Annotated in this window: 11 protein-coding genes; 9 read left to right on the top strand and 2 right to left on the bottom strand. The window is 72.4% G+C overall.

The window, feature by feature from the left end; genetic code table 11:
• Nucleotides 1-50 precede the first annotated feature (50 nt).
• The 6 genes from panC to IEY96_RS27060 all read left to right on the top strand — a co-directional run bounded on the left by panC (nucleotide 51) and on the right by IEY96_RS27060 (nucleotide 5,877).
• Nucleotides 51-899 carry a pantoate--beta-alanine ligase gene (gene panC, locus IEY96_RS27085; RefSeq protein ID WP_189197757.1) on the top strand — a complete coding sequence of 283 codons (849 nt, stop codon included), beginning with the start codon at nucleotides 51-53 and terminating at the stop codon, nucleotides 897-899.
• Nucleotides 900-930: 31 nt separating this feature from the next.
• Entirely contained in the window at nucleotides 931-1,359 is a 429-nt protein-coding gene (panD, locus tag IEY96_RS27080; RefSeq protein WP_189197642.1) for an aspartate 1-decarboxylase, read from the top strand.
• A 145-nt stretch (nucleotides 1,360-1,504) separates the two neighbouring features.
• The gene (locus tag IEY96_RS27075; RefSeq protein WP_189197641.1) at nucleotides 1,505-2,398 is read left to right on the top strand and encodes a septum formation family protein; all 894 of its coding nucleotides are present in this window, start codon (nucleotides 1,505-1,507) and stop codon (nucleotides 2,396-2,398) included.
• Nucleotides 2,399-2,459: 61 nt separating this feature from the next.
• A complete protein-coding gene (locus IEY96_RS27070; protein WP_189197640.1) occupies nucleotides 2,460-4,148 on the top strand; it encodes an L-aspartate oxidase in 1,689 nt (562 codons plus the stop codon).
• 56 nt (nucleotides 4,149-4,204) lie between these two features.
• A complete protein-coding gene (gene nadC / locus IEY96_RS27065) occupies nucleotides 4,205-5,101 on the top strand; it encodes a carboxylating nicotinate-nucleotide diphosphorylase (RefSeq protein ID WP_189197639.1) in 897 nt (298 codons plus the stop codon).
• A 17-nt stretch (nucleotides 5,102-5,118) separates the two neighbouring features.
• Entirely contained in the window at nucleotides 5,119-5,877 is a 759-nt protein-coding gene (locus tag IEY96_RS27060) for a type III pantothenate kinase (protein WP_107078335.1), read from the top strand.
• A gap of 3 nt (nucleotides 5,878-5,880) precedes the next feature.
• Here IEY96_RS27060 and IEY96_RS27055 read toward each other — a convergent pair whose 3' ends face one another.
• Nucleotides 5,881-6,660, bottom strand: a complete 780-nt coding sequence (locus tag IEY96_RS27055; protein ID WP_189197638.1) for a class I SAM-dependent methyltransferase — start codon at nucleotides 6,658-6,660, stop codon at nucleotides 5,881-5,883.
• Nucleotides 6,661-6,741: 81 nt separating this feature from the next.
• Nucleotides 6,742-7,482, bottom strand: coding sequence for a class I SAM-dependent methyltransferase (locus IEY96_RS27050; protein WP_189197637.1), 741 nt, complete (start codon nucleotides 7,480-7,482; stop codon nucleotides 6,742-6,744).
• Nucleotides 7,483-7,573: 91 nt separating this feature from the next.
• On the opposite strand from IEY96_RS27050, the gene lysS reads away from it, so the two are divergent.
• The 3 genes from lysS (at nucleotide 7,574) to IEY96_RS27035 (ending at nucleotide 12,567) form a co-directional block, all read left to right on the top strand.
• Complete coding sequence (gene lysS / locus IEY96_RS27045; RefSeq protein ID WP_189197636.1) at nucleotides 7,574-9,082, top strand: lysine--tRNA ligase; 1,509 nt, start codon at nucleotides 7,574-7,576, stop codon at nucleotides 9,080-9,082.
• Between the two features lie 112 nt (nucleotides 9,083-9,194).
• Complete coding sequence (locus tag IEY96_RS27040; protein WP_091267630.1) at nucleotides 9,195-9,545, top strand: histone-like nucleoid-structuring protein Lsr2; 351 nt, start codon at nucleotides 9,195-9,197, stop codon at nucleotides 9,543-9,545.
• Nucleotides 9,546-10,029: 484 nt separating this feature from the next.
• Entirely contained in the window at nucleotides 10,030-12,567 is a 2,538-nt protein-coding gene (locus IEY96_RS27035) for an ATP-dependent Clp protease ATP-binding subunit (RefSeq protein ID WP_189197635.1), read from the top strand.
• Nucleotides 12,568-12,583 lie beyond the last annotated feature (16 nt).

The following is a 12,583-nucleotide window of genomic DNA, read 5'->3' as shown; positions in this document are numbered from 1 at the left end:
GTGAGCCGGTTATGCGGGCCCCGCAGTCGCGAACCGAGGAGGCGCTGCTGATGACGGAGCTGGTGCACACCCGCAAGGAGCTCGCGGCGGCCCGGGACGCGCTGACCGGCACGGTCGGCGTGGTGATGACCATGGGCGCGCTGCACTCGGGGCACGAGACGCTGCTGCGGGCCGCCCGGGAGCGGGCCGACCACGTCGTCGTGACGATCTTCGTGAACCCGCTCCAGTTCGGCCCGAACGAGGACTTCGACCGCTACCCGCGCACCCTCGACGCCGACCTGGAGATCTGCCGGCGGGCCGGCGCGGACGTGGTGTTCGCGCCCGCCGTGGCGGACATGTACCCGGAGGGCCAGCCGAAGGTGCGGCTGAACCCGGGCCCGCTGGGCGAGGACCTGGAGGGGCTGAGCCGCCCCGGCTTCTTCCACGGCGTGCTCACCGTGGTCATGAAGCTGCTTCAGCTCACCCGCCCCGACCTCGCCTTCTTCGGCGAGAAGGACTACCAGCAGCTCACCCTGGTCCGGCGGATGGTCCGGGACCTGGACGTGCCGACGGAGATCGTCGGGGTGCCGACCGTTCGCGAACCGGACGGCCTGGCCCTGTCCAGCCGTAACCGCTACCTGTCCGCCGAGGAGCGGGCGGCCGCGCTGAGCCTCTCCGCCGCGCTGCGGGCCGGCGTCGAGGCCGCCGAGCAGGGCGCGGACGCCGGCGCGGTGCTGGCCGCCGCCCACCGGGGCTTCGACTCGGGTACGCCCGGCGCCCGCCTCGACTACCTGGTGCTCACCGACGCCGACCTGGAGCCCGGCCCGGTCTCCGGCCCGGCGCGGCTGCTGATCGCCGCCTGGGTCGGGGCCACCCGCCTGATCGACAACACGGCGCTCCACCTGGCCCCGCGTTCCTGACCCCACCACATCCCTTCGGAAAGGCACCCCGATGCTCCGGACCATGCTCAAGTCGAAGATCCACCGGGCCACGGTGACCCAGGCCGACCTGCACTACGTCGGCTCGGTGACCGTGGACGAGGATCTGCTCGACGCCGCCGACCTCATCCCCGGCGAGCAGGTCGCGATCGTCGACATCACCAACGGCGCCCGGCTGGAGACGTACGTGATCCCGGGGCGGCGGGGCAGCGGCGTGATCGGCATCAACGGCGCCGCGGCGCACCTGGTGCACCCCGGTGACCTGGTCATCCTCATCTCGTACGGGCAGATGGACGACGCCGAGGCGCGCTCGTACCAGCCCCGGGTGGTGCACGTCGACGCCGACAACAAGGTCGTCGACCTGACCGCCGACCCGACGACGGCGGCCCCCGGCACCGCCGGCGCCCCCGTCCCCAACCCGCTGGCCGCCACCCTGAACTGACCCCATCTGCCCCATTTGCCCGGGGGTCACAACTGCAAGATCGGGGGGTGGTGGGCCGGGGCGAGCGCGGTCTGTTACCAGAAGGTCATTTTCGGCTACGCTGGGCGGACCGTCGGGTTGACGGTCTCGCCTGGGGGAGGCCGCGATGCGCCGTGCGCTGGGGGTTCTCGTCGCCGCGCTGCTTGCGGGGGCGCTTCTGGCCGCGTGTGCCTCGCCGGGCGGGCTGGACGGCGATCTCACCGACGACTGGGGCGCCCTGCCGGTGGCCGGCCCGTTCACCCCGGCGGCCGGCGTCTGCCAGGTCGGCGACTTCACCCCGACCGTGGGCCTGTCCGGCTACGACCCGGTCGGCTGTGACCTGCCGCACCGGGTGGAGACGGTGCACGTGGGGGCGTTCACCGTCGAGCGGGCGGCCCCGCCGACGCTCGGCTCGGCCGAGCTGCGCGCCGCCTTCGCGGAGTGCGACACCCGGGCCGGCGGCTACGTCGGCGACAACTGGCGGGCCGGCCGGCTGCGGCTGGCCGTGGCGCTGCCCACCGGCCCCGGCTGGGCGGCCGGTTCCCGCTGGTACCGCTGCGACCTGACCGAGCTGACCACGGTCGAGGCGGCGGCGACCGTGGTGACCCGGACGGGCAGCCTGCGTGACGCGCTCAAGGGGCCGTCGCCGCTGCGGCTGGGCTGCCAGCGCACCGGCCGGGACGCCCGGCGGGTGCAGACCCTCATCCCGGTCGACTGCCGCGCCCCGCACGACGCCGAGTTCGTCGGAGTGTGGGCGGCGCCGGACCGCCCGTATCCGAAGAAGGCCGCCGACTGGGCGCCCCTCTACACCGGCTGCAACACCGTCCTCGCGAGGTACGCCGGCGTGCCCGACGACCCGACGCTGCGATTCCGCAGCGGCGTGGTGGTCCGCCCGCCCGGCGCGGGCCGGTGGGTGGTCGGCGACCGGGGGGTGCGCTGCTACCTCTGGCTCAGCGACCGCACCGTGACCGCCTCGCTCAAGGGTGCCGGCCCGGCCGGCCTGCCGGTACGGACGAGGTAGCCGAAACCACTCGTCCCGCCCCCGCCGCCCGGGATGAGGGGCCTTCGGGTTGACTGTGCTCATGGACCTTCCGACCGTCGACCTGCCGGCCCTGCCCCGGCTGCTCGCCGCGCCCGCACCCGGTTGGGTGGAGACCACCGACGTGATCGTCGTCGGGTCCGGGGTCGCCGGGCTGACCGCCGCGCTGCACCTGCGCGAGGCGGGGCTGCACGTCACCGTGGTCACGAAGGTCAACATCGACGAGGGCTCGACCCGCTGGGCGCAGGGCGGCATCGCCGCGGTGCTCGACCCGGCGGACACGCCGGCCGCGCACGCGTACGACACCGAGGTGGCCGGCGTGGGCCTCTGCGACCCGGCGGCGGTGCGGGTGCTGGTGGAGGAGGGCCCGACCCGGCTGCGCGAGCTGATGCGGATCGGGGCGGAGTTCGACCGCAACCCGGACGGGTCGCTGATGCTCACCCGGGAGGGCGGCCACCGGGCCGACCGGATCGTGCACGCCGGGGGCGACGCCACCGGGGCCGAGGTGCAGCGGGCGCTGCACGCCGCGGTGCGCCGCGACCCGTGGATCCGGCTGGTCGAGCACGCCCTGGTGCTGGACCTGCTGCGCGCCCCCGGCGACGGGCCGGACGGGCTCGGCCCGGCCTGCGGGATCACCCTGCACGTGCTCGGCGAGGGCAGCGAGGACGGTGTCGGGGCCATCCTGGGCCGGGCCGTGGTGCTGGCCACCGGCGGGATGGGGCAGGTCTTCGCGGCCACCACCAACCCGGCGGTCTCCACGGGCGACGGGGTGGCGCTCGCGCTGCGCGCCGGCGCGGCGGTCACCGACGTGGAGTTCGTGCAGTTCCACCCCACCGCGCTGATCGTGCCGGCCGGTGAGCCGGGCGCCGGCCTCGCCCAGCAGCCGCTGGTCTCCGAGGCGCTGCGCGGCGAGGGCGCCCACCTGGTCGACGGCGACGGCAAGCGGTTCATGGTGGGCCAGCACGAGCTGGCCGAACTGGCGCCCCGGGACGTGGTGGCCAAGGGCATCCACCGGGTGCTGCTGGCCACCGGCGCGGACCACGTCTGGCTGGACGCCCGCCACCTGGGCGGCGACTTCCTGGCCCGGCGCTTCCCCACCATCGTGGCCTCCTGCCTGGCCATCGGCGTCGACCCCGCCACCGACCTGATCCCGGTCGCCCCGGCCGCCCACTACGCCTCCGGTGGCGTCCGGACGGACCTGCGGGGCCGCACCTCCATCCCCGGCCTGTACGCCTGCGGCGAGGTCGCCTGCACCGGCGTGCACGGCGCCAACCGGCTCGCCAGCAACTCGCTGCTGGAGGGGCTGGTCTTCTCCCGCCGGATCGCCGAGGACATCGCCGCCGGGCTGCCCGAGCAGGCGAAGCCGGCGGAGACCGGCGCCTGGGTGGGCGGCCAGGGCTGGCTGGTGCCGGCGGGGGCGACGCCCGCCCTGCAGCGGGCCATGACCCGGGGCGCGGGGGTGCTCCGGTCGGCGCCGACCCTCGCCGACACCGCCGCCACCCTCACCGAGGTGGGCCAGGCCCGGGGTGTGCCGCGGACCGCCGACTGGGAGGCGACGAACCTGATCACCGTGGCGTCGACCCTGGTGGCCGCCGCGTACGCCCGCCGGGAGACCCGGGGCTGCCACTGGCGGGAGGACTTCCCGACGGCCGACGAGCGGTGGCGGGGCCACCTGGTGGCCGGGATCGGGGCGGAGGGCTTGTTGACCGAGCGCTGGCAGGAGAAGCAGTGAGCGCGAGGAGTGAGCTGGTCCTGCAAGCCCCGCAGTCGCGAACGAAGGAGGCACAAGTGAGGGAGTCGACCGAGGGGTTGCTGCGGGCGGGTGGCCTGGACCCGGAGCGGGTCCGGCAGGTGATCGTCGACGCGCTCACCGAGGACCTGGGCGCGGACTTCCTCGACGTCACGAGCGTCGCCACCATCCCGGACGCGCAGAACGACACCGCCGACCTGGTCGCCCGCGCCGACGGCGTGGTGGCCGGGCTGCCGGTGGCCGCCGCCGTGTTCGAGCTGGTGGGCGAGGTGACCGGGGCGGACCGTACCGTCGAGGTGTCGCTGGTGGCCCACGACGGGCAGCGGGTGGCGCGCGGCGACGTGCTGGCCACCGTGACCGGCCCGACCCGGCTGCTGCTCACCGCCGAGCGGACCGCGCTCAACCTGCTCTCCCGGATGTCCGGGGTGGCCACCCACACCCGGGCCTGGGCCGACGCGCTGGCCGGCACCAAGGCGATGGTGCTCGACACCCGCAAGACCACCCCCGGCCTGCGGGCCCTGGAGAAGTACGCGGTCCGCGCCGGCGGCGGCACCAACAAGCGGATGGGCCTGCACGACGTCGCCATGATCAAGGACAACCACAAGGTGGCCGCGGGCGGGATCGGGGCGGCCTTCCGGCGGGTCCGGGAGGCGTTCCCGGACGTCCCCGTGCAGGTGGAGGTGGACACCCTGGCCGAGGCGGTGGAGGCGGTCGAGGCCGGAGCCGACTTCCTGCTGCTGGACAACATGACCCCGGCGCAGCTGCGCGAGGTCGTCGCCGCCGTGGGCGACCGGGCGGAGCTGGAGGCGACCGGCGGGCTCACCCTGCCGGTGGCCGCCGAGTACGGTGCGACCGGCGTCGACTTCCTCTCCGTCGGCGCGCTGACCCACTCCTCGCCGATCCTGGACATCGCCCTGGATCTGCGCGAGGAATGACGGTTTAGGCTGCCGCTGTGCTGCTCTGCATCGACATCGGAAACACCAACACCGTGCTGGCGACCTTCGACGGCGACAAGCTGGTGCACAACTGGCGGATCAAGACCGACGCCCGCTCCACCGCGGACGAGCTGGGTCTGATGTTCCGGGGACTGCTCGCCGGTGACGCCGTGGAGATCACCGGGGTGGCCGCCTGCTCGACCGTGCCGGCCGCGCTGCGCTCGCTGCGCACCATGCTGGCCCGTTACTACGCCGACCTGCCCAGCGTGATCGTCGAGCCCGGGGTTCGCACCGGCGTGCAGCTCGCCATCGACAATCCCAAGGAGGTCGGCGCGGACCGGGTGGTGAACACCCTGGCCGCGTACACCCTCTACGGCGGGCCGTGCATCGTGGTGGACTTCGGCACGACCACCAACTTCGACGTGATCAGCGGCCGGGGCGAGTTCCTCGGCGGCGCGTTCGCGCCGGGCATCGAGATCTCCTTCGACGCGCTCGCCGCCCGCGCCGCCCAGCTGCGCAAGGTGGAGGCCACCCGGCCCCGCTCGGTGATCGGCAAGAACACCGTCGAGTGCCTCCAGGCCGGCCTCTACTTCGGCTTCGCCGGCCAGGTGGACCGGATCGTCGAGCGGATGACCGAGGAGCTGGGCGAGGTGAAGGCCGTGATCGCCACCGGCGGCCTGGCCTCGCTGGTGCTCAGCGAGTGCCGCACCATCACCCACCACGAGCCGATGATCACCCTGATCGGCCTGCGGATGGTCTACGAGCGCAACAACTGAGCCTCACCGCCGCTGGGAGCGCAGCACCAGGGTGCGGTAGGGCAGCTCGACCGTGGCCCGGCCGGCCAGGTCGGGGTGGGTGGCGAAGAGTTCGCGCAGCCCTCGGTCGACGCGGTCCCGCTCGGCCGGCGTGGCGGTCAGCCAGTAGGACCGGGTGTGCAGCATGGCGACCACCTCCTCGGGCGTGAGCGTGGCGGTGTGGGCGAACTCGCCCAGCTCGACCGGCGTGAAGGCGGGGCCGAAGTCGGCGTACTTCTCCACCACGTTGCCGGCGTTGTCGCCGAGGTGGGCGACCCGGCTCAGCTCCGCCACCCAGTCCACGCCCTCGTCTCGGACGTTCCAGATCGGGGCGAAGGTGCCGCCCGGGCGCAGCACCCGGGCGATCTCGGCGTGCGCGGGCTCCCGGTCGAACCAGTGGTAGGCCTGGCCGACCAGCACCGCGTCGGCCGCCCCGTCCGGCAGCGGAATCGCCTCGGCGCTGCCGGCCAGCGCCGTCGTGCCCGGCGTGGCGGCCGCCAGCTGCGCCCGCATCCCGGGATCCGGCTCCACGGGTACGACCTGCGACAACTCCAGCTCGCCGCGCCGCGACCCGGAGCCGTCGGAGCCGAGCGCGAGCACGCCGCGGGTGAGGATGCCGGTGCCCGCGCCGAGGTCCACCACCCGCGCGGGGGCGGCCAGCCCGTCCAGCGCCCAGCGCAGCGCCTCCTCCGGATAGCGGGGGCGGAACCGGTCGTACTCGGCGGCGGCGGCGCCGAAGGAGAGCGCCTGGGTGACGTCGGTCATGAGGGCGAGGCTAGTGCGGCGGCCGGCCGCGTGGTGGCCGGTGGCGTGCGCCCGGGCGGCCCGGGTCCCGGCCGCGTGGGGTCAGCGGCGCCGGGCCCGGACGACCAGGGTGCGGTAGGGAAGGTCGACGGTGTCCCGGCCGGCCAGGTCCCGATGGGTGGCCAGGAGGTCGCGCAGCTCCGCGTCGACCTCGCGGCGCCGGTCCGGCGCGGCGGTCAGGTAGTGCGAGCGGGTGCGCACCATGCCGAGCAGCTCGTCCGGGGTAAGAGTGGTGGCGTGGTCGAACGCGCCCCACTCGGGCGCCGTGAACCGGGGACCGAAGCCGGTCACGGTGGCGCGGAGGTGGTCGACGGTGTCGCCGATCTCGGCGATCCGGTTCAGCTCGGTCACCCAGCCGACCCGGTCGTCCCGGAGGTTCCACACCGCGGCGAAGATCCCGCCGGCCCGCAGCACCCGGGCGATCTCCGGGTGCGCCCGCTCCCGGTCGAACCAGTGGTACGCCTGGCCGACCAGCACCGCGTCCGCGTACCCGTCGGGCAGCGGGACCGACTCGGCGCTGCCGGCCCGGGCGGCGACGCCGGGCGTGGCGGCCTCGAACTGGGCGCGCATCCCCGGGTCGGGCTCGACGGCGGTGACCTCGTGCCCGAGGGTGAGCAGGCCGCGGGCGAGGATCCCGGTGCCGGCGCCCAGGTCGACGGTCCGGGCCGGCGGGGTGAGGTCGTCGAGCGCCCACCGCAGCGCGGCCTCGGGATAGCGGGGCCGGTAGCGGTCGTAGTCGGCCGCGGCGGCGCCGAACGAGAGGGCCTCAGTGGGGTCGGTCATGGCGGGCAGGTTATCCCGTAACGACCCGGCGGGCCCTTGAGTACGCTCGGGGCCTGACCCCGCCCGAATTCTCCGTCTGAGGAAGCGTGCCGTGACCGAGCAGAACGCCCTGCCAGTAGACCCCGCCGACGACCTTCCGGAGCAGATGAAGGTCCGCCGGGAGAAGCGGGACCGGATGCTCGCCGAGGGCGTCGAGCCGTACCCGGTCGGCTTCCCGCGGACCAGCACCCTGGCGAAGATCCGCGAGCGGTACGCCGAGCTGCCCACCGACACGGCCACCGGCGACCGGGTCTCGGTCACCGGCCGGGTGATCTTCGTACGCAACACCGGCAAGCTCTGCTTCGCCACCCTGCGGGACGGCGACGGCACCGAACTCCAGGCGATGCTCTCCCTGGACCGGGTCGGCGCCGAGCGGCTGGACGACTGGAAGCGCCTGGTCGACCTGGGCGACCACGTCGGGGTGACCGGTGAGGTGATCACCAGCCGGCGCGGCGAGCTGTCGGTGCTGGTCGAGGAGTGGGCGGTCACGGCCAAGGCGCTGCGCCCGCTGCCGGTGGCGCACAAGCCGCTGAGCGAGGAGGCCCGGGTCCGCCAGCGCTACGTGGACCTGGTGGTCCGCCCGCAGGCCCGGCAGATGGTCCGCACCCGGGCCGCCGCGGTGCGCAGCCTCCGGGACACCCTGCACGCGCAGGACTACATCGAGGTCGAGACCCCGATGCTCCAGCTGCTGCACGGTGGCGCGGCGGCGCGCCCATTCGTGACCCACAGCAATGCGTTGAACACCGATCTGTATCTGCGAATCGCGCCGGAACTGTTTCTCAAGCGGGCGGTCGTCGGCGGCGTCGACCGGGTCTTCGAGATCAACCGCAACTTCCGTAATGAGGGCATCGACTCCTCGCACTCGCCCGAGTTCGCGATGCTCGAGACCTACCAGGCGTACGGCGACTACAACACCATGGCCGAGCTGACCCGAAATCTCGTGCAGCAGGCCGCTCTCGCGGTCGCCGGCTCGACGGTGGTCACCCACGCCGACGGCCGCGAGTTCGATCTGGGCGGCGAGTGGCGCTCGGTGTCGCTGTTCGGTGTTCTTTCCGAAGCGCTCGGTGAGGAGGTCACGGTCCGCACCGAAAGGGCCCGCCTGGTCGAGTACGCGGACAAGGTCGGCCTCTCCGTCGACCCGAAGTGGGGCCCGGGCAAGATGGCCGAGGAGCTGTTCGAGGAGTTGGTGGTCCCGTCCCTGCAGGCGCCCACCTTCGTCCGCGACTACCCGGAGGAGACCAGCCCGCTGACCCGGGCGCACCGCAGCGAGCCGGGCCTGGCCGAGAAGTGGGACCTCTACGTGCTCGGCTTCGAGCTGGGCACCGCGTACTCCGAGCTGGTCGACCCGGTGGTGCAGCGGGAGCGGCTGGTGGCCCAGGCGCAGCTCGCGGCCCGGGGCGACGACGAGGCCATGCGACTGGACGAGGACTTTCTCCGGGCGATGGAGTACGGAATGCCCCCGGCCGGTGGTATGGGAATGGGAATCGACCGGCTCTTGATGGCGCTGACCGGCCTGGGAATTCGGGAAACCATCCTGTTCCCGTTGGTCCGGCCGGAGTAGCACAGAAGCTTCTCCGGGTCGTTACCGCATCCTATTGACGAGGCAAGCCGCGGGCGGGTTATTGTGCTCCTGTATTACAGGGGCGCAACCCTGCTCGAAAGGAATGTGGGACGTGGCCAAGCAGATCATTCACAAGCTGGTCGATGACCTGGACGGCGGGGACGCTGACGAGACCGTCAAGTTCGCGCTCGACGGTGTGCAGTACGAGATCGACCTCTCGGCTTCCAACGCTGAAAAATTGCGTGACGTATTCGCGCAGTACATCGCGCACGGGACCAAGGTCGGTCGCGGCGGGGTGGTCGTGGGTGGCCGGGCCGCGCGCGGTCGTGGCGGCGCGACCGCCGACCGCGAGCAGAACAAGGCAATCCGGGCCTGGGCCAAGAAGGCCGGCAAGGACATCTCCGACCGGGGGCGCATCCCGCAGGAGATCGTGGACGAGTACCACGCGAAGGCGGGGCACTGACCCGACGACCCCCGCAGCGGGCGACACGACGCCGGACCGGAGTGCCACTCCGGGCCGGCGTCGCCCGTTTCCGCCCGGCTGCGCCGTCTGTCCGGTCCGCGCCCGGCCGCCCCGCAGGGCGCTCCGGCCCGGGAAGAAACCTGGCCCCCGGCGAGTTGTCCACAGGCGGTGGAGATTCTGTCCACAGGTTGTGGAAGACCGCGGCCGGGCGCCGACGCCCCCGCCCCGAGCCCCTCGACCGGGCTTTTCCACCGGCGGTCGAATTTCGCTCTGCGCGTACAGGCTGGGGTACCGGAACACCTCCTGAGCGCGGACGGTTGTCAGAAACGACGCGTGAACGGCCATTCGCGAGGACACACGACCTCAGCGGAGTCGGTCCGCGGCGATAGAGTAAGGAGGCACGGACGCCCGTCCCGGACGTCCGCGCACCGGCCCCGCCGAGATCTGACCATCAAGGCGCACGGCACGTGAGGAGCACGAGGGCATGTTCGAGCGGTTCACCGACCGAGCGCGACGGGTTGTCGTCCTGGCCCAAGAAGAGGCCCGGATGCTCAACCACAACTACATCGGTACGGAGCACATCCTGCTGGGCCTGATCCACGAGGGTGAGGGTGTCGCGGCAAAGGCCCTGGAGAGCCTCGGCATCTCCCTGGAGGGCGTCCGTCAGCAGGTCGAGGAGATCATCGGCCAGGGCCAGCAGGCGCCGAGCGGGCACATCCCGTTCACGCCGCGGGCCAAGAAGGTGCTGGAGCTGTCGCTGCGCGAGGCGCTGCAGCTCGGCCACAACTACATCGGCACGGAGCACATCCTGCTCGGCCTGATCCGTGAGGGCGAGGGCGTCGCCGCCCAGGTGCTGGTCAAGCTCGGCGCCGACCTCAACCGGGTCCGCCAGCAGGTGATCCAGCTGCTCTCCGGCTACCAGGGCAAGGAGCCGGCCGCGGCGGGCGCCGCGCCGGGCGAGGCCGCGCCGTCGACCAGCCTCGTGCTGGACCAGTTCGGCCGGAACCTGACCCAGGCCGCCCGCGAGGGCAAGCTCGACCCGGTCATCGGGCGCGAGAAGGAAATCGAGCGGGTCATGCAGGTGCTCTCCCGCCGGACCAAGAACAACCCGGTCCTGATCGGTGAGCCCGGCGTCGGCAAGACCGCCGTGGTGGAGGGCCTGTCCCAGAAGATCATCAAGGGCGAGGTGCCCGAGACTCTGAAGGACAAGCAGCTCTACACCCTCGACCTCGGTGCCCTGGTCGCCGGCTCCCGCTACCGCGGTGACTTCGAGGAGCGCCTCAAGAAGGTGCTCAAGGAGATCCGCACCCGCGGCGACATCATCCTGTTCATCGACGAGATCCACACCCTGGTGGGTGCGGGTGCCGCCGAGGGCGCGATCGACGCCGCCAGCATCCTCAAGCCGATGCTGGCCCGTGGCGAGCTGCAGACCATCGGCGCCACCACCCTCGACGAGTACCGCAAGCACCTGGAGAAGGACGCCGCTCTCGAGCGCCGCTTCCAGCCGATCCAGGTGGGTGAGCCGTCGCTGGCCCACACCATCGAGATCCTCAAGGGCCTGCGGGACCGCTACGAGGCGCACCACCGGGTGAGCATCACCGACGCGGCTCTCGTGGCTGCCGCCACCCTGGCCGACCGCTACATCTCCGACCGCTTCCTGCCGGACAAGGCGATCGACCTGATCGACGAGGCCGGCGCCCGGATGCGCATCCGCCGGATGACCGCGCCGCCAGACCTGCGCGACTTCGACGAGCGGATCGCCCAGGTCCGCCGCGACAAGGAGTCCGCGATCGACGCGCAGGACTTCGAGCGGGCCGCGCAGCTCCGCGACAAGGAGAAGCAGCTCCTCGGGCAGAAGGCCCAGCGGGAGAAGGAGTGGAAGGCCGGTGACCTGGACGTCGTCAGCGAGGTCGACGACGAGCAGATCGCCGAGGTGCTCGGCAACTGGACCGGCATCCCGGTCTACAAGCTGACCGAGGAGGAGACCTCGCGCCTGCTGCGCATGGAGGACGAGCTGCACAAGCGCGTCATCGGCCAGGAGGACGCGGTCAAGGCGGTCTCGAAGGCGATCCGGCGTACCCGGGCCGGCCTGAAGGACCCGAAGCGCCCGTCCGGCTCGTTCATCTTCGCCGGCCCGTCCGGCGTCGGTAAGACCGAGCTCTCCAAGGCGCTCGCCGAGTTCCTGTTCGGCAGCGAGGACGCCCTCATCCAGCTGGACATGTCCGAGTTCCACGACCGGTACACGGTGTCCCGGCTCGTGGGTGCCCCTCCCGGCTACGTCGGCTACGACGAGGGCGGGCAGCTGACCGAGAAGGTGCGTCGCCGGCCGTTCTCGGTGGTCCTCTTCGACGAGATCGAGAAGGCCCACCCGGACGTGTTCAACACGCTCCTCCAGATCCTGGAGGACGGGCGGCTCACCGACGGCCAGGGTCGGATCGTGGACTTCAAGAACACGGTCATCATCCTGACCACCAACCTCGGCACGCGGGACGTCGCCAAGGCGGTGTCGCTGGGCTTCCAGGCCTCTGAGGACTCCGAGTCCAACTACGACCGGATGAAGCAGAAGGTCAACGACGAGCTCAAGCAGCACTTCCGGCCCGAGTTCCTGAACCGGATCGACGACACCATCGTCTTCCACCAGCTGCGCGAGAACGAGATCCTCTCGATCGTCGACATCATGATCCAGCGGATCGAGACGCAGCTCCGGAACAAGGACATGGGCCTGGAGCTGACCGACAACGCCAAGAAGTACCTGGCGAAGAAGGGCTTCGACCCGGTGCTGGGCGCGCGGCCGCTGCGTCGCACGATCCAGCGCGACATCGAGGACAACCTGTCCGAGCGGATCCTCTTCAACGAGCTGACCCCGGGTCAGATCGTGGTGGTGGACTGCGAGGGCGACCCGGAAAACATCGACAAGTCCAAGCTCGTCTTCCGGGGCGCCGACCGGCCGGTGGCCGTTCCGGACGCGGTCCCGGCGGACCTCGGCGGCACCGCCGCCACGGGCGCGGACGACGCCGCGTAAGTTCGGGCAACTGATC

Source organism: Micromonospora fulviviridis, assembly GCF_014648395.1.
Lineage (GTDB): Bacteria > Actinomycetota > Actinomycetes > Mycobacteriales > Micromonosporaceae > Micromonospora > Micromonospora fulviviridis.
Note: the sequence above shows the minus strand (reverse complement) of the source record. Positions and strands in the feature narration are given on the sequence as shown.

What these genes read in the sequence shown, in the direction of transcription:
- panC (WP_189197757.1), top strand. Translation starts at nt 51, where the DNA reads ATGACGGAGCTGGTGCACACCCGCAAGGAGCTCGCGGCGGCCCGGGAC.
- panD (WP_189197642.1), top strand. Translation starts at nt 931, where the DNA reads ATGCTCCGGACCATGCTCAAGTCGAAGATCCACCGGGCCACGGTGACC.
- IEY96_RS27075 (WP_189197641.1), top strand. Translation starts at nt 1,505, where the DNA reads ATGCGCCGTGCGCTGGGGGTTCTCGTCGCCGCGCTGCTTGCGGGGGCG.
- IEY96_RS27070 (WP_189197640.1), top strand. Translation starts at nt 2,460, where the DNA reads ATGGACCTTCCGACCGTCGACCTGCCGGCCCTGCCCCGGCTGCTCGCC.
- IEY96_RS27055 (WP_189197638.1), bottom strand. Translation starts at nt 6,660, where the DNA reads ATGACCGACGTCACCCAGGCGCTCTCCTTCGGCGCCGCCGCCGCCGAG.
- IEY96_RS27050 (WP_189197637.1), bottom strand. Translation starts at nt 7,482, where the DNA reads ATGACCGACCCCACTGAGGCCCTCTCGTTCGGCGCCGCCGCGGCCGAC.
- IEY96_RS27035 (WP_189197635.1), top strand. Translation starts at nt 10,030, where the DNA reads ATGTTCGAGCGGTTCACCGACCGAGCGCGACGGGTTGTCGTCCTGGCC.